The organism is Rhizobium sp. LEGMi-198b (assembly GCF_054114205.1).
This window is the reverse complement of sequence record NZ_JBSYVH010000003.1, coordinates 163621-186477: the sequence shown is the minus strand read 5'-3', so window position 1 is coordinate 186477 and position 22857 is coordinate 163621. Positions and strand designations below refer to the sequence as shown.

Annotated in this window: 21 protein-coding genes; 13 read left to right on the top strand and 8 right to left on the bottom strand. The window is 60.7% G+C overall.

Features of this window, described 5'->3' with window-relative positions; all coding sequences use genetic code 11:
• Nucleotides 1–2 precede the first annotated feature (2 nt).
• From ACXHXG_RS13785 to ACXHXG_RS13775, 3 genes are read right to left on the bottom strand one after another with little or no spacing between them, the layout of a single operon-like run.
• Entirely contained in the window at nt 3–2966 is a 2964-nt protein-coding gene (locus ACXHXG_RS13785) for a sarcosine oxidase subunit alpha family protein (RefSeq protein ID WP_457899615.1), read from the bottom strand.
• Entirely contained in the window at nt 2963–3235 is a 273-nt protein-coding gene (locus ACXHXG_RS13780; protein ID WP_104826009.1) for a sarcosine oxidase subunit delta, read from the bottom strand. The genes ACXHXG_RS13785 and ACXHXG_RS13780 overlap by 4 nt, the downstream gene beginning before the upstream one ends.
• Nucleotides 3236–3256: 21 nt before the next feature.
• Nucleotides 3257–4507 carry a sarcosine oxidase subunit beta family protein gene (locus ACXHXG_RS13775; protein WP_457899614.1) on the bottom strand — a complete coding sequence of 417 codons (1251 nt, stop codon included), beginning with the start codon at nt 4505–4507 and terminating at the stop codon, nt 3257–3259.
• Nucleotides 4508–4601: 94 nt separating this feature from the next.
• Here ACXHXG_RS13775 and ACXHXG_RS13770 point away from each other — a divergent pair, with 94 nt between their 5' ends.
• From ACXHXG_RS13770 to ACXHXG_RS13735, 8 genes are all read left to right on the top strand, one after another.
• Nucleotides 4602–5576, top strand: coding sequence for a GlxA family transcriptional regulator (locus tag ACXHXG_RS13770; RefSeq protein WP_104826011.1), 975 nt, complete (start codon nt 4602–4604; stop codon nt 5574–5576).
• A 34-nt stretch (nt 5577–5610) separates the two neighbouring features.
• On the top strand, nt 5611–6279 hold the full coding sequence (locus ACXHXG_RS13765) for a helix-turn-helix domain-containing protein (protein WP_457899613.1): 669 nt from the start codon (nt 5611–5613) through the stop codon (nt 6277–6279).
• Nucleotides 6280–6375: 96 nt separating this feature from the next.
• Complete coding sequence (locus ACXHXG_RS13760) at nt 6376–7278, top strand: class II glutamine amidotransferase (RefSeq protein WP_104826013.1); 903 nt, start codon at nt 6376–6378, stop codon at nt 7276–7278.
• Between the two features lie 35 nt (nt 7279–7313).
• The gene (locus ACXHXG_RS13755; RefSeq protein WP_285169685.1) at nt 7314–8000 is read left to right on the top strand and encodes a GXGXG domain-containing protein; all 687 of its coding nucleotides are present in this window, start codon (nt 7314–7316) and stop codon (nt 7998–8000) included.
• 14 nt (nt 8001–8014) lie between these two features.
• Nucleotides 8015–9343 (top strand): FMN-binding glutamate synthase family protein, encoded by a 1329-nt coding sequence (locus tag ACXHXG_RS13750; protein ID WP_104826015.1) that lies wholly within the window; start codon nt 8015–8017, stop codon nt 9341–9343.
• Nucleotides 9344–9427: 84 nt separating this feature from the next.
• Nucleotides 9428–10735: a type III glutamate--ammonia ligase gene (gene glnT / locus ACXHXG_RS13745; RefSeq protein ID WP_457899612.1), complete on the top strand. Its 1308-nt coding sequence runs from the start codon at nt 9428–9430 to the stop codon at nt 10733–10735.
• A 78-nt stretch (nt 10736–10813) separates the two neighbouring features.
• A complete protein-coding gene (gene purU / locus ACXHXG_RS13740) occupies nt 10814–11695 on the top strand; it encodes a formyltetrahydrofolate deformylase (RefSeq protein WP_457899611.1) in 882 nt (293 codons plus the stop codon).
• Between the two features lie 26 nt (nt 11696–11721).
• Nucleotides 11722–11871: a hypothetical protein gene (locus ACXHXG_RS13735; RefSeq protein WP_457899610.1), complete on the top strand. Its 150-nt coding sequence runs from the start codon at nt 11722–11724 to the stop codon at nt 11869–11871.
• Nucleotides 11872–11987: 116 nt separating this feature from the next.
• Here the strand turns inward: ACXHXG_RS13735 and ACXHXG_RS13730 are convergent, their stop codons facing one another.
• From ACXHXG_RS13730 to ACXHXG_RS13710, 5 genes are all read right to left on the bottom strand, one after another.
• A complete protein-coding gene (locus ACXHXG_RS13730; protein ID WP_104826018.1) occupies nt 11988–12842 on the bottom strand; it encodes an ABC transporter permease subunit in 855 nt (284 codons plus the stop codon).
• Nucleotides 12839–13627, bottom strand: a complete 789-nt coding sequence (locus ACXHXG_RS13725) for a taurine ABC transporter ATP-binding protein (RefSeq protein ID WP_457899609.1) — start codon at nt 13625–13627, stop codon at nt 12839–12841. Before ACXHXG_RS13725 ends, ACXHXG_RS13730 begins: the two co-directional genes overlap by 4 nt.
• A 55-nt stretch (nt 13628–13682) precedes the next feature.
• Nucleotides 13683–14696: a taurine ABC transporter substrate-binding protein gene (gene tauA / locus ACXHXG_RS13720; RefSeq protein WP_457899608.1), complete on the bottom strand. Its 1014-nt coding sequence runs from the start codon at nt 14694–14696 to the stop codon at nt 13683–13685.
• 201 nt (nt 14697–14897) lie between these two features.
• Nucleotides 14898–15926, bottom strand: a complete 1029-nt coding sequence (locus tag ACXHXG_RS13715) for an NADP-dependent oxidoreductase (RefSeq protein ID WP_283053099.1) — start codon at nt 15924–15926, stop codon at nt 14898–14900.
• A 123-nt stretch (nt 15927–16049) separates the two neighbouring features.
• Nucleotides 16050–16352 (bottom strand): DUF982 domain-containing protein, encoded by a 303-nt coding sequence (locus tag ACXHXG_RS13710; protein WP_457899607.1) that lies wholly within the window; start codon nt 16350–16352, stop codon nt 16050–16052.
• 298 nt (nt 16353–16650) lie between these two features.
• On the opposite strand from ACXHXG_RS13710, the gene hpaR reads away from it, so the two are divergent.
• From hpaR to ACXHXG_RS13685, 5 genes are all read left to right on the top strand, one after another.
• Nucleotides 16651–17172, top strand: a complete 522-nt coding sequence (gene hpaR, locus ACXHXG_RS13705; RefSeq protein WP_285169683.1) for a homoprotocatechuate degradation operon regulator HpaR — start codon at nt 16651–16653, stop codon at nt 17170–17172.
• 110 nt (nt 17173–17282) lie between these two features.
• Entirely contained in the window at nt 17283–18269 is a 987-nt protein-coding gene (locus ACXHXG_RS13700) for a helix-turn-helix domain-containing protein (protein ID WP_457899606.1), read from the top strand.
• A 102-nt stretch (nt 18270–18371) separates the two neighbouring features.
• The gene (locus ACXHXG_RS13695) at nt 18372–19778 is read left to right on the top strand and encodes an aldehyde dehydrogenase family protein (RefSeq protein ID WP_283053104.1); all 1407 of its coding nucleotides are present in this window, start codon (nt 18372–18374) and stop codon (nt 19776–19778) included.
• A gap of 3 nt (nt 19779–19781) precedes the next feature.
• Nucleotides 19782–21377 carry a GMC family oxidoreductase gene (locus ACXHXG_RS13690; protein ID WP_457899605.1) on the top strand — a complete coding sequence of 532 codons (1596 nt, stop codon included), beginning with the start codon at nt 19782–19784 and terminating at the stop codon, nt 21375–21377.
• Nucleotides 21378–21436: 59 nt separating this feature from the next.
• On the top strand, nt 21437–22690 hold the full coding sequence (locus tag ACXHXG_RS13685) for an ABC transporter substrate-binding protein (protein WP_457899604.1): 1254 nt from the start codon (nt 21437–21439) through the stop codon (nt 22688–22690).
• Nucleotides 22691–22857 lie beyond the last annotated feature (167 nt).

The following is a 22857-nucleotide window of genomic DNA, read 5'->3' as shown; positions in this document are numbered from 1 at the left end:
GTTCAGACATGGAGTTTCTCGTTTGCAGGATCGACAAAGACCGGGCTGACGAGGCGGCCGGCGGTAAATTCGTTGCGCAGGCCGTTCCAGATCTGCACCTCTTCGCCATGGCGGGATGCGCCGCCCTTGACGAGGGCCAGGCCGATGGTGGAACCGACATGGGGCGAGAAGCAGCTCGAAGACACATAACCTTGGTCGCTTTCGAGCGAGGCCGCTGCGTCCTTCTTCAGAATATGTGCACCCGTCCTGAAGCTGATCGCCGGATCGAGCGGCACGACGCCGACCAGTTGCGGACGATCCGGATTGACTAGCCCCTCGCGCGCGACCATGTGCTTGCCGATGAAATCCGGCTTGGCCATGGACACCATCCTGCCGAAGCCGAGGTCGGCTGGGACCACGGTACCGTTGATCTCGTTATGGGTGACGTGCCCTTTCTCGATGCGCAGGACAGCCAGCGCCTCGATACCATAGGCACAAATTCCGTGGGCAGCGCCTGCCTGCATGACGAGATTGGCAACGCTCTCGCCGAAATCTGCCGGCACGGCCAATTCATAGGCCAGCTCTCCGGAAAACGATATGCGGAACAGCCGGCCTTTCAAGCGTCCGCCAAGCAGCGAAACCTCTTTTGCCGCCAGATATGGGAAGGCTTCATTGGACATGTCGTCATCGACGAGTTGCTGCAGCACGGCCCGCGACTTGGGGCCAGCGACCGCCATCTGCGCCCATTGGTCGGTGACCGACGCCAGCCGCACGTCGAGTTCCGGCCAAAGCGCCTGGGCGCAGAATTCGAGATGGTTCATGACACCTGCGGCATAGGCCGTGGTCGTCGTCATGAAATAGCGGTCCTCGGCAAGTCGGCTGGTCGTTCCGTCATCATATATAAAGCCGTCTTCGCGCAGCATCAGCCCGTACCGAGCCTTACCGACCGGCAGCGTCAGAAAACCGTTGCAATAGACGCGATTAAGGAATTCCGCAGCGTCCGGCCCGCACACTTCGATCTTGCCGAGCATGGAGACATCGCAGATGCCGACATGCAGCCGGATATTTTTCACCTCGCGGTCGACGCTTTCGCGCCAGCCATTTTCCCCCGCCCGCGGGAACCAGGCGGAGCGATACCAAAGACCCGTTTCGACGAAGGTCGCGCCGTTTTTCGCCGCCCAATCGTGCAGTGGCGACTTGCGCACCGGCTGGAAATGCTTCCCGTGCGAGGCCCCCGCCAGGGCGCCGAAGGAAACGGGCGTATAGAAGGGACGGAAGGTCGTGGTGCCGACCTCGGCCGGCGAAACACGCCGCGCCTCGGAGAGGAGGCCGATGGCGTTGATGTTGGAAAGCTTGCCCTGATCGGTCGCCATGCCGTTGGTCGTATAGCGCTTGGCAAGCTCCACGTGACCATAGCCTTCCTGCACCGCAAGGCCGAGATCCTTCAGATGCACGTCGTTCTGATAATCGACGAAAGCCTTGCCGGTGATGCCGGGAATAGACCAGAGCGGTTTGGCCGGCGCTGGCACGGTTTCACGCTCGACGACCGGGATCTCGCTGACAGAATGGGAAAAGCCGAGGTCCGACAGTGCTGCGGCCGCAGCCTTCTGTCCCGACGCCATGGAGGCATGCAGCCCAAAGACACCTGCGGCCGAGCCCGCAAGCGCCAGATCCGCCAAGTCGTCGGGGGCGAGGAGAGCGGAATGGTCGTCGGACCAGCGCGGCTTGCCGCCGCGATGGCAGGCAAGGTGGATGATCGGCGAGAAGCCGCCTGACATGGCGAGACTGTCGATCGCGAGCCGCTCCGACTGCCCTTCGCGCCAGATGTCGATCGCTTCGACTGCCTTGCCGCCATGCACGTTCGAGACGAAGCCGCCCCGCACCAGCCGGGCCTTGCCGGTATAGGCGATATTCGCATCGCGACGGCTGTCGATGACCGCTGCCACCTCCATGCCGGCAGCTTCCAGATCAGCGGCGAGCGCATAGCCGCTGTCATTGCTGGTGAAAACCGCCGTCTTCCTGCCCGGCGCAACGGCATAGTGATTGAGATAGCTGCGCATGGCGCCGGCCATCATGACGCCCGGAATGTCGTTGCCGCCGAAGACCAGCGGGCGCTCTTCGGCACCCGTTGCCAGAATGGCCTTTTTTGCCGCAATGCGCCACAGGCGCTCGACCGGCAGATTTGCCAGAGGCACGGCAACATGTTTCTGCACACGCTCCACGGCCCCGAAAACCTGGCCGTCATACCAGCCGAATACCGTCGTGCGCGGGAGAAGCTGGACATTGGAAAGGCTCTCCAGTTCCGCAACCACGCCTGCGGCAAAGGACGATGCCGGCTGTTCGCCGATCAGCGCCGTTTCGCTCAAGGCGTAGCCGCCAAGCGCCGCATTTTCATCGACCAGGATCACCCGCGCTCCGGCCCGGCCCGCGGCAAGCGCCGCCATAAGGCCCGCGGCCCCAGCGCCGATCACCAGCAGATCGCAATGCGCCCAGCATTTCTCATAGGCATCCGGATCCGCTTCATAGGAGGCCCTGCCGAGACCTGCCGCCTTGCGGATGAAGGGTTCGTAGACCTTCTCCCAGAATTTGCCCGGCCACATGAAGGTCTTGTAGTAGAAGCCGGCAGACAAAAAGGGTGAAAGCAGGCCATTGACCGCACCGATATCATGCTCCAGCGAGGGCCAGCGGTTCTGGCTCTTCGCTTCCAGGCCCTCATAGAGATCCTGCATGGTGGCGCGTGTATTGGGCTCGGTCCGCCCGCCGCGGCCGATGGTCATCAGCGCATTGGGTTCGGCCGCGCCAGCCGTCAGGATGCCGCGCGGGCGGTGATATTTGAAACTGCGCCCAACCAGTTGCCGACCGTTGGCCAGCAAGGCCGAAGCAAGCGTATCCCCCACCAGACCCGTCATCGGCTTGCCGTCAAAGGTGAAGGAAAGCGCCTTCTCCCGTTTGATCAGGCCGCCTTTCGAAAGACGAAAGGAGGTCATGCAAGCACCTCCTTTCGTTCAGCAGCATCACGGCAATCATGGATCTCATGCGTGGCCGTATCGCGCGAAACGACGAGCCAGCGGCGGCACCCGGAGGTGTGGTGCCAATATTCCTGGTAAGCGCCACGCGGATTGTCGCGCAGATAGACATAATCGAACCAGAGGTCCGCTCCGGCGTCGGCGGCAGGGCGCGGCAGGGCGGCGCCTTTCACAGTGAATTCTTCCTTCGGGCGAAGCCCGCAGTGAGGGCAGGGAATACGGCTGGCCATGTCGTGTCGCTTTCGGAAAAATCAGTGAAGGTTCGGCTGGGCGCCCTGGCCCTTTTCATCGATCATGTAGCCGCGCTGGAAGCGGTCGAGGCGGAACGCTCTCGCCGTCTCGTGCGGCTCGTCGCGGGCAATCAGGTGGGCAAAGCAATAGCCCGATGCGGGCGTCGCTTTGAAACCGCCGTAGCACCAGCCGGAGTTCAGATAGAGATTATCGAGATGCACCTTGTCGATGATCGGCGAGCCATCCATCGACATGTCCATGATGCCGCCCCAGGACCGCAGCACGCGGATGCGCGAGAGCGCCGGGATCATGGCCTTGCCGGCTTCCGCGACATGCTCGACTGTGGCCAGGTTGCCGCGTTGCGCATAGGAGTTGTAGCCGTCGATATCGCCGCCGAACACCAGGCCGCCCTTGTCGGATTGCGAGACATAGAAATGTCCGGCGCCGAAGGTGACAACGCCATCGATGAATGGTTTCAGGCCCTCGGAAACGAAGGCCTGCAGCACGTGGCTCTCGATCGGCAGCTTCAGTCCGGCCATCTCCGCCACGCGTGACGAATTGCCGGCAGCAGCAAGCGCGAGCTTGTTGCAGGCGATGAAGCCGCGGCTGGTTTCCACCCCGACCGCCCTACCGTTTTCAAGGCGGATATCCGTCACCTCGCAATTCTGGATAATATCGACGCCATGGCTGTCGGCGCCGCGGGCGTAACCCCAGGCGACAGCGTCATGGCGTACCGTGCCGCCACGCCGCTGCAGCAAGCCGCCCTGGACCGGGAAGCGGGCATTCTCGTAGTCGAGAAAGGGCAGCATGGTGCGAACTGCCGCGCGGTCCAGCAGCTCGGCATCGACGCCATGCAGGCGCATGGCGTTGCCGCGCCGCGTATAGGCATCGCGTTGGGCGTCGGAATGAAAGAGATTGAGAACGCCGCGCTGCGAGACCATGGCGTTAAAGTTGAAGTCCTGCTCCAGACCTTCCCATAGCTTCAGCGAGAACTCATAGAAGGGATTGTTGCCGGGCAGCAGATAGTTGGAGCGGATGATCGTGGTGTTTCGCCCGACATTGCCCGAGCCGATATAGCCCTTTTCCAGCACGGCGACATTTCTGATTCCGAAGGTCTTCGACAGGTAGTAGGCCGTCGCCAGGCCATGTCCGCCGCCACCGACGATGATCACGTCATAATGGGGTTTCGGCTCTGGCTGCCGCCAGTGAGCGGCCCAATTCCTGTTGCCACGAAGACCATTGAGGAAGATCGAAAGTGCCGAATACCGCATCCGTGTCCGCTCGATTTGTGAGACTGAAGGAAGGCTAGGCCAGGAATGCGATCAACAATTGCAGAATTAGGCCATTTCAGGATAAATTGAAGACATGCGTGATAACAGCTCGTCCTCCACCCAACGCTACGGCTTCGCGCTGACCCCGAATTTCGCGCTGATGTCCTACGCATCGGCGACCGAGCCCTTGCGTGCTGCAAACCTGATTGCCCAGACCGGCCTCTATGAGGTCATCCCGCTTTCGGTCGACGGCAGGGCTGTCGCGTCCTCCTCCGGGTTTGCAATTCCCTGCGAAGACATTTCGGTCATCGGTGCGAGCTGCCACACGATCTTTGTCGTTGCCGGCGGCAATCCCGGCGACTGGAAGGATGCCGCAGGCCTGCATCCCGTGCTTCGCAGACTGGCTCGCCAGGGCGTGCGCATCGGCGGAATTTCCAGCGGCTCCTATCTTCTTGCCGCCGCCGGCCTGATGGATGGGCGCGATTTCACCATCCATTGGGAGCATGCCCCGGCCATGCGCGAGGCCTTTCCCCATCTCTCCCCGCGGCAGGCGCGCTATGTGCTGGATGGCGACCGCATCACCTGCGGCGGCGGCGTGGCTCCGCTAGACATGATGCATGCCCTGATCGAAGGCAGGCTGGGAACGGCCTTTGCGAGACGGGTCAGCGACTGGTATCTCCATACGGCCGTAGCGGAGCCGACAGCACCGCAGCGCGGCTCTTCGAGCGAGCGGTTCGGCACGCATCATCCGGCCCTGATCACGGTTCTGGAAAAGATGGAAGCCACCATAGAACAGCCAATGGATCGCCGGACGATGGCAAAGCTCGTCGGACTGAGCCCGCGTCACCTCGACCGGCTGTTTGCCGAACAGCTTGGTGTCAGCTTCCATGACAGCTATCATCGGATTCGGCTCGATCATGCCCGCCGGCTGCTTGAACAAAGCCCTCTGTCAATCTCCGAACTGGCTTTCGCCACTGGTTTCTCCAGCGCTTCGCATTTTTCGAGAGCCTTCAGACAACATTTTGGGCTGACGCCAAAATCCGCTAGAGCAATCCGCCGGACGCCGTAGAAAGCGATCCGCAGGCAGACAGGGAAGAGAAATAATGGCCAAGAACACCCAAAAAGAAGCGGCAGCAAGCAAGACTGCTCTCGCACAGAATCCGCATGCTGTCCGCGAGCCGCGCGAAAACAATCTCGAGATGGCGATTGGTCATGAGGTCCGCGCCTACCGCAAGAAGCTCGGTATCACCGTGACCGATCTGGCGGCGGCAACCGATATGTCGGTGGGGATGCTGTCAAAAATCGAAAATGGCAATATTTCGCCTTCGCTATCAACTTTGCAGGCGCTTTCCAAGGCACTCGGCGTACCGCTCACGGCATTCTTCCGACGCTTTGAGGAGCCGCGTACCGCGATTTTCGTCAAGGCAGGTGAGGGCGTCAACATCGAGCGCCGCGGTACGCGCGCTGGCCATCAATACAGTCTTCTCGGCCATATCGACAACAATAGCAGCGGCGTTACGGTCGAGCCCTATCTGATCACGCTCACCACGGAATCAGACGTCTTTCCAACCTTTCAGCATGAGGGAATGGAGTTCCTCTATATGCTGGCGGGCGAGGTCGTTTATCGGCACGCGGACACGCTCTACTCCATGCAGCCGGGTGACAGCCTTTTCTTCGATGCTGACGCGCCGCATGGGCCGGAGGAATTGGTCAAATTGCCGGCCCGTTATCTTTCGATCATCTCCTATCCGCAAAAAGCGAACCATGAGTAATTTTGCTTAAAAAGAAAAATTTATTCTTTTAGGTTGAAATGCGGCATACCGTATGATAGCCCTCCATTGGCAAACGAATGGAGGGTGTTGGAAGTTATGTGCGGCATTGTTGGATTGTTTTTGAAAGACCGGACGCTCGAGCCGAAACTCGGCGAGATGCTGTCCGATATGCTGATAACAATGACCGACCGCGGGCCTGATTCCGCCGGCATTGCGATCTACGGCGCCCCATCCGAAGGAAGGACGAAGCTTACGCTGCAGTCGGCATCGCCGGAGACTGCCTTCGCCGGGCTTCGGGGCGAATTGGAGAGCGCCGGCCTGTCCGCGACCGTCACCGTCAAAAGCACGCACGCGGTCGTCGAAACCAATGGCAGCGCTGGCGAGCTGCGTGCGTTTCTGGCGGCCAGTCACCCGGATATCCGCGTCATGGGCTCCGGCGACAGCGTCGAAATCTACAAGGAAACTGGCCTTCCGAAGGAAGTGGTGGAGCGCTTCAACGTTCGCGCCATGAGCGGTTCGCACGGCATCGGCCATACCCGCATGGCCACGGAATCGGCTGTAACCACACTGGGCGCTCATCCCTTTTCGACCGGGGCTGACCAATGCCTCGTGCACAACGGCTCGCTCTCCAATCACAACAATCTTCGCCGCGAACTCATTCGGGAAGGCATGACCTTCGAAACGCAGAATGACTCCGAAGTGGCGGCTGCCTACCTGACAGCGGAAATGGCGAAGGGCAAAGACCTCGGCGAGGCCCTGACCGGCGCGCTCGACGACCTCGACGGCTTTTTTACGTTCGTCGTCGGCACGAAGTCCGGCTTCGGCGTCGTGCGTGATCCGATCGCTTGCAAGCCTGCGGTCATGGCCGAGACAGATCAATACGTCGCCTTCGGATCGGAGTACCGCGCGCTCGTCAATTTGCCAGGCATCGAGAGCGCACGCGTCTGGGAGCCGGAACCGGCCACCGTCTATTTCTGGGATCACGAAAAGGCCGCCTGAAGCCCCGCCCTTCACGACAAGAAAGTTTTAGCTCCATGCCTGTCTTCGATCTTTCTCACACGCCGCTGCGCGAACTCAACAGCGCCCTGCACAATCTCGGTGCCGGCGCCAACGACACCGCCTTCGAGGTGGTCAATCCGCGCGGCAGCCATGCGGTTGCCGTCGGCATCGATGCTCCCGTCACCGTCGAGGTCAGGGGCTCGGTCGGCTATTACTGCGCCGGCATGAATGATGGCGGCACGGTCACGGTCCATGGCTCAGCCGGTCCGGGCGTTGCCGAAAACATGATGTCCGGCACCGTCGTGATCGAAGGCGATGCCAGCCAGTATGCGGGCGCCACCGGCCGCGGCGGTTTGCTCGTCATCAAGGGCAACGCCGCCTCGCGCTGCGGCATCTCGATGAAGGGCATCGACATCGTCGTTCACGGTTCCATCGGGCACATGTCCGCCTTCATGGGCCAGTCCGGTCATCTCGTCGTTCTCGGCGATGCCGGAGAGGCGCTCGGCGACAGCCTCTACGAAGCCAAGCTTTTCGTGCGCGGGTCCGTCAAGAGCCTGGGAACCGACTGCATCGAAAAGGAGATGCGGCCCGAGCATCTCGAAAAGCTTTCTGAGCTTCTCGACAAGGCAGGCGTCAGCGGCGTCCGACCGGAAGAATTCAAGCGCTACGGCTCCGCCCGCAAGCTCTACAACTTCAATATCGACAACGCTGACGCGTACTGAGGCGAGGAAAAATCATGAGCTATCACAACCCGTTCACCCCTCCGCGTAAGTCCGCAACCTTCGACGACTACACGCTTGCTGAAATTCGCCGGGCTGCGGCGACCGGTATCTACGACATCCGCGGCGCCGGCACCAAGCGCAAGGTTCCGCATTTCGACGACCTGCTGTTTCTCGGCGCCTCGATCTCGCGTTACCCGCTGGAAGGCTATCGCGAGAAGTGCGATACTTCCGTGGTGCTTGGCACGCGGTTTGCCAAGAAGCCGATCCACCTCAAGACACCAATCACGATCGCCGGCATGAGTTTTGGTGCGCTGTCGGGCAATGCCAAGGAAGCCCTCGGACGCGGCGCGACGATTGCCGGCACATCGACCACTACGGGCGACGGCGGCATGACAGACGAGGAGCGCGGCCACAGCCAGACGCTAGTCTACCAGTACCTGCCGTCGCGCTATGGCATGAACCCGAAGGACCTGCGCCGGGCCGATGCGATCGAAGTGGTCGTAGGCCAGGGCGCCAAGCCGGGCGGCGGCGGCATGCTGCTCGGCCAGAAGATTTCGGATCGCGTCGCAAACATGCGCAACCTGCCCAAGGGCATCGACCAGCGCTCGGCGTGCCGCCACCCGGACTGGACCGGTCCCGACGACCTGGAAATCAAAATCCTCGAATTGCGCGAGATCACCGACTGGGAAAAGCCGATCTATGTGAAGGTCGGCGGCGCCCGGCCCTATTACGATACGGCACTGGCCGTGAAGGCCGGCGCCGACGTGGTGGTGCTGGACGGCATGCAGGGCGGCACGGCGGCGACCCAAGATGTCTTCATCGAAAATGTCGGGATGCCGACGCTCGCCTGTATTCGTCCGGCAGTCCAGGCTCTGCAGGACCTCGGCATGCACCGCAAGGTGCAACTGATCGTCTCCGGCGGCATCCGCTCCGGCGCCGATGTCGCCAAGGCCCTGGCGCTTGGTGCGGATGCTGTTGCCATCGGCACGGCAGCCCTCGTCGCTATCGGCGACAACGACCCGAAGTGGGAGGAGGAATATCGCAAGCTCGGCACGACCGCAGGAGCCTATGACGACTGGCACGAAGGCAAGGATCCCGCCGGGATCACCACCCAGGATCCGGAACTTGCCGCCCGTCTCGACCCGGTCGCGGCCGGCCGGCGCCTCGCCAACTACCTCAAGGTCATGACCCTCGAGGCGCAGACGATTGCCCGCGCCTGCGGCAAGAACAAGCTTCACAACCTTGAGCCGGAAGACCTCTGCGCGCTGACCATGGAAGCAGCGGCCATGGCCCAGGTGCCGCTCGCCGGCACCAACTGGTACCCGGGTAAGGGCGGGTTCTAACACCGAATGGCCGTGTCCTGCTCCCAGGGATGCGGCCATTTTCCTTTCAACATGTGTCTCAATCCATAAAAACAGGGGAACTACGTGACACAGGATCTTTCAAACTTCGCCGCCGAGCGCGGCATAAAATATTTTATGATCAGCTACACCGACCTGTTCGGCGCCCAGCGCGCCAAGCTCGTGCCGGCTGAAGCGATCGTCGACATGCAGAAGGATGGTGCCGGCTTTGCCGGTTTCGCCACCTGGCTCGACCTGACGCCGGCTCATCCGGATCTCTTCGCGATCCCCGACGCATCCTCCGTTATCCAGCTTCCGTGGAAGAAGGATGTTGCCTGGGTCGCGGCCGATTGCGTCATGGAAGACCAGCCGGTCGCCCAGGCGCCGCGGGTGGTGCTGAAGAAACTGGTCGCGGAAGCAGCGGAAATGGGGCTTCGCGTGAAGACCGGCGTCGAGCCGGAGTTTTTCCTGATCTCGGCGGACGGCGAGAAGATCTCCGACGAATTCGACAATGCGGAAAAGCCCTGTTACGACCAGCAGGCCCTGATGCGCCGCTATGACGTCATCGCTGAAATCTGCGACCATATGCTGGCGCTCGGCTGGAAGCCCTACCAGAACGACCATGAAGACGCCAACGGCCAGTTCGAGATGAACTGGGAATACGACGACGCCCTGAAGACGGCCGACAAGCATTCCTTCTTCAAATTCATGGTCAAGTCGGTTGCGGAAAAGCATGGCCTGCGCGCCACCTTCATGCCCAAGCCGTTCAAGGGCCTGACCGGCAATGGCTGCCATGCCCATATCTCGGTCTGGGACCTCGACGGCAAGGTCAATGCCTTTGCCGACAGGGAAATGCCGTTCGGCCTTTCCGCCAAGGGCAAGACCTTCCTCGGCGGCATCATGAAACACGCCTCGGCGCTTGCCGCTGTCACCAATCCGACGGTGAATTCCTATAAGCGGATCAACGCGCCCCGCACGATTTCCGGTGCGACTTGGGCGCCGAACACCGTGACCTGGACCGGCAACAACCGCACCCACATGGTTCGCGTACCTGGCCCCGGCCGCTTCGAGCTTCGCCTGCCCGACGGCGCCGTCAATCCCTATCTGCTGCAGGCCATCATCATCGCGGCCGGCCTGAGCGGTCTCAAGAGCAACGCCGATCCGGGCGCGCATTATGACATCGACATGTACAAGGACGGTCACACGGTCACGGATGCGCCCAAGCTGCCGCTCAACCTCCTCGACGCGCTGCGGGCCTATGAAGAAGACGAAGGGCTCCAGACCGCGCTCGGCAAGGAGTTTTCCGCGGCCTATCTCAAGCTCAAGCATGGCGAATGGAACGCCTATTGCTCGCAGTTCACGAGCTGGGAACACCAGACCACACTCGACGTCTGATCCGTCCCTCCCAGGGCGCAACTGGTCCCGGAGCGATCCGGGACTTTCTTTTTCCCGTGATATGAAGGACCTCCTCCGATGAAATTCGTGCTGACCGTTGCCTGCCCAACCACCCGTGGCATCGTCGCGGCGATCTCCGGCTATCTCGCGAGCCAGGGTTGCTACATCATCGACAGCTCGCAGTTTGACGACCTGGAGAACGGTCTGTTTTTCATGCGCATTTCCTTCCTGTCCGAAGAAGGCAGCGACCGGCCGGAGCTTGCCGAAGGCTTTGCGCCGATCGCCGACAAGTTCAGCATGACCTTCGACATCCATGACGCCGAGGAGCGCATGAAGGTCGTCCTTATGGTCTCGCGCTTCGGCCACTGCCTGAACGACCTGCTCTATCGCTGGCGTATCGGCGCCCTGCCGATCGACATCGTCGCGGTCGTGTCGAACCATCTCGACTATCAGAAACTGGTGGTCAACCACGACATTCCTTTCTTCCATGTGCCGGTCACCAAGGCCAACAAGCCGGACGCGGAAGCTCGGCTGCTGCAGATCGTGCAGGACACTAAGGCCGACCTAGTGGTGCTTGCCCGCTACATGCAGGTCCTGTCGGATGCGCTCTGCCGGGAGATGTCCGGTCGGATCATCAATATCCACCACTCCTTCCTGCCGAGCTTCAAGGGCGCCAACCCCTACAAGCAGGCCTACGAGCGTGGCGTGAAGCTGATCGGCGCGACGGCGCACTACGTCACCGCCGATCTCGACGAGGGTCCTATCATCGAACAGGACGTCGCTCGCATCACCCATGCGCAGTCGGCGGAGGATTATGTCTCGATCGGCCGCGACGTGGAAAGCCAGGTGCTGGCACGGGCCATCCATGCCCACATCCACCACCGCATCTTCATCAACGGCAACCGCACGGTCGTCTTCCCGGCAAGCCCCGGCTCCTATGCCTCCGAGCGCATGGGGTGACGGCTACGGTGGTCGACGGAAAAGCGATGGCTGCTTCTCTCAGCCATCGCCGAAAGGCCCTGGTACATGGCGTTCCCGAGGGTCATACCTTGCCGGCAAGCGTCGGCTCGCTCGGCACCGTCCCCTCGCATGTCACCCTGCCGATCGCCTGTGGTAAGATTGTAAGGGTGAAATAAGGATCATCCGCGTCCGTCCGAAGGCGAATGCACTGAAATGATGGCTCTGGTTTATTCCAGAGCCATCAGTCGCCCGGTCGAGGCCGCTGAATGGAGCGACGGAAAACCGCCCCTGGTTACAGTTTGCCCTTCCAGGGCACGAGGAAAGCTTCCAGAAAGCGAATGGCGGCCGAGAAGGCGAAGGCGCAGATTGCGATGATGCCAATGCCCACGAAGACGACGTCGGTCGCCAGGAACTGCGACGCTGACATGATCATGAAGCCGATCCCGCGTGTGGAAGCGATCAATTCGGCTGCGACCAGCGTGCCCCAGCCGACGCCAAGCGCAATTCGGATGCCGGTGAGAATCTCGGGCAGGGCGGACGGCAGCACGATGTCGATGAAGAGCTGCAGCCGGCTTGCACCCAGCGAACGCGCTGCATTGACGCGCTCGATCGGGAGCGAACGAACGCCCGCCTGCGCCGAGAGGCAGATCGGCGCGAACATCGCAAGCACAAGCAGCGTGATCTTCGACGTCTCGCCGATGCCGAGCCAGATGATCATCAGCGGCAGGTAGGAGAGGGGCGGCAGCGGCCAGTAGAACTCGATCGGTGCATCCAGCACCCCCTTTGCCCAGCGGTTCAAACCCATGAGCAATCCGAGTGGAATGCCGGCGGAGATGGCGATGAAGGCTGCGACCACGATGCGGAACAGGCTTGCAAAGACATGCTCGGAAAGCGACGCTCCGGCATAACCGTCGCGATAGATGACACCGATTTGCGTCAGCACTTCGCCCGGACGCGGCAGGAAGAGGTGGGAAACAACACCGAGCGCGGATACGAGCCACCACAACAGCAATATGGCCAGGGCGGTAACAGTGCTGATCAAGACCGTGGGCCTCTCCCCGGCACCGAAGCTCGCCATCTTCACCAGCTTGACCTGGCGATCCTCTCTGTACGCCGCAACCGGCGAGGCTTGGACTATATCGCTCATGCGGCACTCCTGAAATCTTCGCTGCTATGGAGGATGGCGCGGATCTCCTCGCGCAGCTCGGCAAATTCCGGCGACGCCTTGATGGCGCGGGCATCGCCGGTTTCGGCAAAGCGGCGGACGAAATCGAGATCGAAGCGCGCAACGACGCGTCCCGGCCGAGGTGACATGACCAGGACCTGCGTGCCAAGGAACAAGGCCTCTTCGATCGAATGCGTGATGAAGAAAACCTTCTTTGCCGTCTTATTCCAGACGGAAACCAGCAGCTCCTGCATCTGCTCGCGTGTCAGGCTGTCGAGCGCGCCAAATGGTTCGTCCATCAGCAGGATGTCGGGATTGGTCGCGAGCGCGCGTGCGATACCGACCCGCTGCCGCATGCCGCCCGATAGCTCATAGGGAAAGGCGCCGGCGAATTCGTCGAGACCGACGAGCCGCAGCAGTTCCAAGGCACGCGCTTGCCGTTCCTTCCGGTTGACGCCGGCGAATTTCAGGCCGAGCGCGACATTGTCGGCAACGGACTTCCATGGCAGCAGCGAGTCTTTCTGAAAGACGACGCCGCGATCGGCACCCGGCCGTGCGACTGCGCGGCCATCGAGTGTTATCCGGCCATCGGAAAGCGGAAGGAAACCGGCAATCGCGTTGAGAAGGGTGGATTTGCCGCATCCCGAGGCTCCGAGTGCGACGACGAAGCCGCGTTCGGGAATATCGAAGGAAACGCGATCGAGCGCGTGGACGGTCCGCCCGTCACGGGCTGCGAAGAAAACGCTGGCGTGATCGACTTTAAGCATGTTGGCGCTCGCGGGTTCGACGCCGGCGCGACTGTCGCGCCGGCGTCAGGGAGGATCAGTTGCTGACGCTGGCGAGTGCGTCTGCGGTTACGAAGGCTCCATAATTCGCCAGCACGTCGGACACCTTGCCCTGCTCCTTCAGGAACGATGCCGTGTCCTTGAGGATCTTGCCGGCCCCCGCCTTTTCCCCGCCGCCGAGCCAAGCATCCGATGCCTGGACCTCGGGCGTGAGCAACGTCAGGTTCTTCAGGGCCGAGGCCTGCTGCTCGGGCGTTCCGCCGAGGAGTTTGGCGAGCGACTTGGCGTTATCACTATCGGGACCCCAGGCGGCCTTATCTGAGGCGAAGGACGCGTAGTATTTGTTGATGACCGAAGCGAAACCCTTCAGGAATTGCGGGTTGTCGGCGGCAAATTTCGAAGTCGCGACCCATGCCGAGAAGGTCGGCGCGCCCTTGTTCGCCACATCCTTGGAGGTCACGAGGACCTTTCCGTTCTTCTTGAGTTCGGTCAGAGCCGGATCCCAGACGAAACCGCCATCGATGTCGCCGCGGTTATAGCTGGCGACGATCTCGGGCTGAGGGATTGCGAAAACCTGGACGTCCTTCTCGGTCAGGCCCAGCGATTTGATGAGCGCCAGGAGCTGATAGTGGTCGGTGGAGACAGGCGCGGCGGCAAGCTTCTTGCCTTTCAGGTCGTTCAGGCTTTCGATCCCGGAACCGTTGCGCACGACAAGAGCCTCGTCGATGCCCGAGATGGATGCGAGATAGAAGGCCTTGACCTCGAGGCCGCGCGATACCGCAGCCGCAAACGGGCTGGAGCCGACATAACCGACCTGAACGTCGCCGGAGGCAATGGCGGCGAAAATCTCGGCGCCCGAATTGAACCTGCGGAAGTCGATGTCGTATCCCGTATCCTTGGCGAATTCGCCGTTTGCGATCGCAACGGAAGAGGGCAAGGCATCGGTCTGATAGCCGACGACGACCTTCTTGTCCGCCGCTTCGGCAACGATCGCCGTTGTAAGAGTGCCGACGCCGACAGCGATCGCCGCAATCAAGTTCCTGAAATTCATTTTGAGCCCCTTTGTTCAGGGCCGCACGGCCCTTGATATCACCGTCAAAAGGGTAACGGCAAAAAGCGGGCTATCGGGAGAAATAACAAACTATATTTATAGACTATAGGGACAATTGTTTGCGTGATTCTGCCGCTCGTGCGATCCGCAGAGCGGCAAAGAGATGCGGGCTTGCAGTGCTTTAGGGAGAAGCCTTGATGCTCAAGTCGCGACACGGACGATCAGCTTGCCAAAATTCCCTCCTTCCAGAAGACCAAAAAAAGCCGAGGGAGCGTTTTCGAGCCCGTCCACGATGTCTTCCTTATATTTGAGCCGGCCGTCGGCGATCCATGTTCCGGCCTCGCGATAGAAGTCAGGGCGCTGGTCGGCGAATTCGCGCTGGATGAAGCCTCGTATGGTGAGGCTTTTGCGCAGAATGGCTCGCATCACGGCGGGGAGTTGATCATGTCCGCTCGAGGCGGAAGCGGTTTCGTTGTAGTGTGCGATCAGCCCGCAGACCGGAACGCGCGCAAAGTCGTTGAGCAGAGGAAAGACCGCGCTCCAGACGTGGCCGCCGACATTCTCGAAGTAGACATCGATCCCCTTCGGACAGACGGCGGCGAGTTCTGCCGCAAAATCATCAGAACGATGGTCTACCACCGCGTCGAAGCCGAGTTCTTCGCGCACATATTCGCACTTCTCGCGCCCACCTGCTATTCCGACAGCCCGCGCCCCGAAAATTCTGGCGATCTGGCCGACGGCGGAGCCAACAGCACCACTCGCCGCAGCGACGACCAGCGTTTCGCCGGCTTTCGGTTTGCCGATATTGCGAAGCCCTGCATAGGCCGTGAAGCCAGGCATTCCGAGAATGCCGAGTGCGGTCGTGATCGGCGCCGCCTCGGGATCGAGCTTGCGCAATGCGGTACCGTCTGAAATCGCATAGCTCTGCCAGCCGGAATGCGAAAGGACGATATCCCCTGGCTTGAATGTTGCATTGCGGCTGCTGACGACCCGGGCAACCGTTCCACCTTCCATCACGTCGCCGATTTCGACCGGCTTGGCATAGGACTTTGCATCGTCCATGCGGCCCCGCATATAGGGGTCGAGGGAAAGATAAAGAATTTGGAGAAGCACTTCGCCCTCGGCGAGATCCCGGAGCGTTTCTTGCTCGACCCGGAAATTCGCCGCTACGGGCTTTCCGGATGGGCGTGATGCAAGGACGATGCGTGTGGTAACGGGCAGGCTGGCCATGATCATGTTTCCTCGCTCTGACTTTCGCTTGTAGGCAAAATATGAGGTTCGTTCGAGGACGGGCAAGACCACTTTCGCAGCGCCGATCAAGGACGATATGCAGGGCGGGCGCCGATCGCGATTTCAGAATAGCGCTTTCGGTGGCTCGATGGTGACAAAATCTGGGATGAAATAACCGAGCTTCATGTAGATGCGGGCTTCGTACGCCGCGACGATGAAGGCGTCTCTCGCAAGCTCAGCAGTGGATTTGCCTTCGACTGCGGCGCGACAGATCATCAACGCATCTTCATAAGCCTGATCTTCTTCGGCGGGCCAATCCGTCGACAGACAATCGAGTGCTTCCAAACTGCTCCTGATCGTTCGAAACTCGCCGATCCGGTGTAGTTCCAGGCTTACGGGCTCCTGCCATGTTTCATGCGTTAACATGATCTACCTCTGGCGCTAAAACGGCAACAAAGGGATTTTTGTTCCTATGGGTCGCCAAGATGTGAAGGTGAGTCTGGCTCGTACTCCCAACGATCATCCTGATGGCTATTCAAAAACTGTTTCCGTTTACAGGTGGTCTCGATGCGATCGAAAACACAGCCTTTCAACATGGCCTGCTTGTTTCTGAGTTGAGCTTGTGATCACTCCTTTCTATGTTGATGAACTTATCCGTATGATTTCCAACGGCTTCACGAAGCTCGGGAAGGATCGAAATTCCACAATGGCGCGATCGGCCGAAATGCAAGATAGAACCCGCATGAAGAATGGGCAGCAGGATGAATCCCAAACACCCTCGTCATCGATGGGCCAGTCGCTGCAAGAGCGGCGGAGATCCTTGACGATCGGGCTGTTGCGCGCCCGTGAAGCGGTGATGAGTCACTTCCGGCCGATCTTGGCGGCGCATGACGTAACCGAGCAGCAGTGGCGGGTCATCCGCGTGCTGTTTGAAGCGGGTACACTCGATGCAAGCGAAGTGGCGGACAAGGCTTCTATCCTGGCGCCGAGCCTGACGCGTATGATTCGCTCGTTGGAGGAGCGCGGTTTCATCACGAAGCATAAGGACAAGGCTGACGGTCGACGGGTTTTGATGCGGATCACGCCCGCAGGGCGGGCATTGATCGATGCGGTCATGCCGGAGAGCTTGAAGGTCTATGCCGATATAGGCGAGCGCTTCGGTCCGCAGCGAGTCGAACAATTGTTGGATATGCTGGACGAGCTGGCGGCGCTGAAGCTCGAAGGAGATGCGGGCGGCGAAGAGTGAGCGCTTCAAGCATCGCACAGGCTCCCTTAATTAATGTGTTAAATAAATAGTTGACGATCTGCCTGGGCTGCTGCAGTCTCAAACCATGCTGACACTGTTGGGAGGCAGAGTTGGACCTGTTGCAGAACCGCAGCCTCGTGGATCGGGCTTGGTCACCGACGCCTTACGATCAATGGGTGGATGAGCTTCAAAGCATCTGTGGGAATTTCAACGCGCATACGATGAGCCGCGGCGACAGGGTGGTCGGCACGGCGAGCCGGATCGACGTGTGCGGCATGGAGTTCGCCCATGTTTCAAATGATCTCGACTATGTTCACCGCGATTGGGACGATATTCGCCGCGATGCCAACGAGCATCTGTTCCTGATCCTGCAGCTCGAAGGTGCCTGCGGGGTGGAACATTCCGGCCAACAGAACATCCTCGATGTCGGCGAATGTATTCTCGTGGACTCCACGCGACCGACGACATTCTATTTCCGCGGCCATTTCTCCAATCATCTGTCCCTGCACCTGCCGCGGCAATTGATGTATTCGGACAGCAGGATCGATTTCGATGTGGCGCGGAAACTGATTGCTTCCGATCCGATGGCGATGATGCTGCGCGCGCTGATCGCCAAGATGATGACGACGCCGGACAACGAAGCAGCCTCACCGTTCCTTCGCCAACTCATGTTCGATACGACGCGCCAGGCGTTTCTGTCGACGGGTATTCAGACGGCGAGCCTGAATTCGCTGCACGATAGCGCCAGCAAACGTATGCAAATGGTCGATATTCTCATCGACAAGCATCTGACCGACAGCGATCTGAATGCCAAGTGGCTCGCGACAAGGCTTGGCGTGTCGATCCGCACCCTGCAACAGGATTTCCAGGGCATGGGCATGACTTGCACGACCGTCATCCGCGACAAGCGGCTGCGCTTCGCACGCGAAAAGATCGAGCAGCTCAAGGAGCAGCGCAACCAGACGACCATCGCCGAAGTCGCCTATTCGGCCGGATTCAACGACATTTCCTATTTCAATCGGAGCTTCAAAGAGCTATTCGATTGTGCGCCGAGCGAATTGCTTCGCTCTGCCGAACCCGCCTATAAATTGGACTGAGGCGTACTCTGCGCTCCAGTCCAAGACGAGGCGCGTTTCTCCCCAAGACGAGTTTTGGGGCAACGGCCATAGTCCTCCCGAAAGTCACGGGAGGAGAATGTCGTGAAGCAGTATACCCTGCTTATCGGTGGCGAACCTGTTGCCACGTCCCATCATGCACCGGTCGCAAATCCGTCGAATGGCGAGGTGGTCGGTCATATGCCGCTTGCCGGCGAAGCAGATCTCGATCAGGCCGTTGCGGCCGCCGCCACCGCCTTCAAGACGTGGTCGCAAGTTTCGAGCGAAGAGCGCGCCAAGGCTTGCCGCGACATGGCGGAGAAGATCGACGAACATGCCGAGGAACTTGCCCAGATCCTCACGCGGGAGCAGGGCAAGCCGCTCAATGGTCTCGGCTCGCGCTTCGAGATCGGTGCTGCGCTCGCCTGGACCCGCCATACCGCCGAACTCGACCTGCCGGTCGAGATTCTGCAGGACGATAATGAAGGTCGTGTCGAGCTGCATCGCAAGCCGATCGGCGTCGTCGGTTCGATCACGCCCTGGAACTGGCCCGTGATGATCGCTTGCTGGCATATCGTTCCGGCCGTGCGTGCCGGCAATACCGTCGTCATCAAGCCGTCGCCCCTGACGCCGCTTTCGACGATCCGCCTCGTCGAGATCATGAATGAGGTCCTGCCGCGTGGTGTCGTCAACGTCATCACCGGCGAAAACAGCATCGGCGCAGCGCTTTCCGCCCATCCGGGCGTCGCCAAGATGATCTTCACCGGCTCGACGGAAACTGGCAAGAAGGTCATGGCCTCGGCAGTCGCGACCCTGAAGCGGCTGACGCTGGAGCTCGGCGGCAATGATGCCGGCATCGTCCTGCCCGATGCCGATCCCAAGGCTATCGTCGAAGGTCTCTTCTGGGGCGCCTTCATCAATAACGGTCAGACCTGCGCGGCGCTGAAGCGTCTCTATGTGCACGACAGCATCTATGAAGAGGTCTGCCACGGCCTTGCTGATTACGCTTCCAAGATCGTCGTCGGTGATGGCCTGGACGAAGCGAGCATCCTTGGGCCGATACAGAACGAGATGCAATTCAACAAGGTGCGCGAACTGGTCGAGGATGCGCGTGCCCGTGGCGGCCGCATCCTGACCGGCGGTGCGCCAATGGATCGCCCGGGCTATTTCTATCCGATCACGCTCGTTGCCGATGTCGACCATGGCGTGCGGCTGGTCGATGAGGAGCAATTCGGTCCGGCCCTGCCGATCATCCGCTACAGCGACATCGACGAGGTCGTCGCCCGCGCCAATCAGAACCCGGCCGGTCTCGGCGGTTCCGTCTGGTCCTCCGATGCGGAGAAGGCGAAGCGCTATGCCGTGCAGCTCGAATGCGGTTCGGTCTGGATCAACAAGCACGGCACGATCCAGCCGAACGCACCTTTCGGCGGCGTGAAGCAGTCCGGCATCGGCGTCGAGTTCGGCGTGGAAGGACTGAAGGAATTCACGACAATCCAGACGGTGTTGAGCTGAGCCATGACGACTTACGATTATATCATCGTCGGTGGCGGCTCTTCGGGCTGCGTGCTGGCAAATCGGCTTTCGGAAAATCCGGCGCATAAGGTGCTGCTGATCGAGTCCGGGCGTCGGGATTCCGATCCCTGGATCCATATCCCCGCGACCTTCTTCAAGGTGCTGGGCAAGGGCATCGATATTCATCCCTATGCCTCGAACCCTGACAAGGGTTTGAATGGCCGGCCGAGCATCGTGCCGCAAGGCAATGTGCTGGGTGGCGGCAGCTCGGTGAATGCGATGATCTATATTCGCGGCCATCGCAACGACTACGATACCTGGTCGCAGATGGGCTGCCAGGGCTGGTCCTACGAGGATGTGCTTCCGGCCTTCCGCTCGCTGGAAAACAACGAGCGGCTGAACGGCGAATACCACGGCAGCAAGGGCAGCTTGCGCGTTTCCGATCCCCGCCACCGCCATCCGCTAAGCGAGGCCTTCGTCAAGGCGGCGACTGAGATCGGCATTCCTCATAATAACGATTTCAACGGCGCGGATCAGGCCGGCGTCGGCTTCTACCAAAGCACGACCTATGGCGGCCGACGCTGGAGTTCGGCCCAAGCCTTCCTACGCGAGGCGGAGAAGCGGCCGAACCTGACCGTGCTGACGGAGCGCAAGGTCGCCCGCATCCTGTTCGAGGGGCAGAAGGCCGTCGGCGTCGAGCTGCTCGACGGTACGATATTCAAGGCATCCCGCGAGATCGCGCTCACCGCCGGCGCCATCGCAACGCCGAAGATCCTGCAATTGTCCGGCATCGGCGATGGCGGGCATCTCTCCTCACTCGGCATCAAGGTCGTGGCGGACCTGCCCGGTGTAGGGAGCAATTATCAGGATCATCTGGAAGTTCCGGTGCAGGGTGAGACGCGGGAGCCGATTTCGATCCTCGGTCATGACAAGGGCCTTCGGGCTGCCGGTCACATGCTGCGCTATCTGACCTCGCATCGTGGGCTGTTGTCGTCGAACGTCGTCGAGTGCGGCGGTTTCGTCGACACCGCCGGCACAGGGCAGCCGGATGTGCAGTTCCACGTTCTGCCGGTCCTGATCGGCTTCGTCGACCGCGATCCGGAGCCAGGTCACGGCCTCAGCATCGGACCATGTTATCTGCGGCCGCGCTCGCGCGGTTGGATACGGCTGAAGAGCGCCAATCCGAACGAGCAGACGGATTTCAACGCCAATCTGCTTTCCGATCCCGCCGATCTTGAAACTTTGGTGCGTGGTGTCGAAACGGCGATCCGCATTCTCGATGCGCCGGCCCTTGCCAAGCTGGTCAAGCGCCGGGTGCTGCCGAAGCCGGGGGTCGAGAAGGATCCCGAAGCACTGCGCGATTACATCCGTCAATCCTGCAAGACCGTGTTCCATCCGGCTGGAACGGCGCTCATGGGCCGGGCGGACGATCGCATGGCCGTTGTCGGGCCGGACCTGAAGGTGCGTGGGATCGAGGGGCTGCGCGTCTGTGATGCCTCGGTCATGCCGACCCTTGTGTCGGGCAACACCAATGCCCCGACGATGATGATCGCGGTAAAGGCTGCTGCCTTCATGACAGGAAAGGCGATTTCCGGCTGAGCCGGAAATTGGGGAAGCAAAGAGCCCGTGGGGAGCGGGACAACAAACTGGAGGAGACAATGCCTATCAATCTGAGAGGGCTGGCAATCGGCCTTTTGCTGACGCTGGTTTCTGCGTTCAGCGCGCATGCGGCCGCATCCTGCGGCGATAATAGCGGCAAGCCGGCAACGGGCGAGCCGATCGTCATCGGCGCCATCACCGGCAAGACCGGACCCGACGATTTTTCCAATTCCACCAAGGCGGCGAAGGCCTATTTCGATTGCCTGAACGCCAATGGCGGCATCAAGGGCCGACCGGTTAAATATCTGGTCGAGGACGATCAGTGGAACCCGGAGATCGCCGCGCAACTGGCGGCAAAGCTCGTCAACGACCAGAAGGCCGTGCTGATGGTCGGCAATTCCAGCTATGTCGAGTGCGGTGCGAACGCCGATTTCTACAAGAAATCGGGCATTCTTGTCGTCGCCGGCGTCGGCGTGCCGCGTGAGTGCTATTTTGCTGAAAATTATGCGCCGACCAATGCCGGACCGCGCGTCTCTATGCTCGGCGCGATGGGCTATGCGCTCGACAAGCTGAATGCCAAGTCGGTCGTCTGCATCGGCCCGAACATTCCGAATGTCGGCACCTGGTCCTGCGACGGCGTGATGCTGCTCGCCAAGGAAAAGGGTTTTGCCGCGCAGACGATCCTGATGGATCCGGGCTCGGCCGACGCCACGTCGATCATCCTGCAGGCGGCTTCGAGCAAGCCTGATGTCATCGTGCTCGGCCTGTCGAAGGGCGTGACCGTGCCGCTGCTGACGGCTGCCGAAGAGCAGGGCCTCAATCAGACGATCACCTTCCTCAGCGCCGCCTCTGCCTATGATCTTTCGGTTCCATCGACCATCGGCTCGGGTTGGAACGGCAAGTTTTATGTCAACATGGAATTCAATGATCTCGAGGCAACGACGCCGGACAATCAGAACTGGCTCGCCGTCATGGACCAGTACGGCCAGAAGTCGGACCCGCGCGACACCTTTGCCCAGGCCGGTTATCTCGCGGCGCGTATCACCGAAAAGGCGCTGATGACGCTCGATCCAGGCAAGATCGATCGCGAGACCGCCTCTGCCGCCGTGCGCCGGATCAAGGACTTCAAGAGCGATATCTTCTGCGCTCCCTGGTACTTCGGCGATGGCCAGCCGCGCCACAACGCCAATTCGACGACGCGCATGGCCGTTGCCGAGGGCGGAAAGTGGAAGGTCGTCTCCGATTGCGCACCCTCGCCCGATCCGGAGCTGAAGGACATCCGCGCCTTCGAAAAGTCCGCCGGCATCAACTGAGCCCTGACGCTTGCCATCGGTTCCGCGGCAAAACCGCGGGGCCGAACGACCCCACGCATCGGCCCGAAAATCGGGATCGATTTTCGGAAAACTCGATGCGTTGATCTAAAGTGTTACGGCGTCCTTTGCGCGTCTGGAAAGACGCGCTGCGCCGTAGAGGATCGATC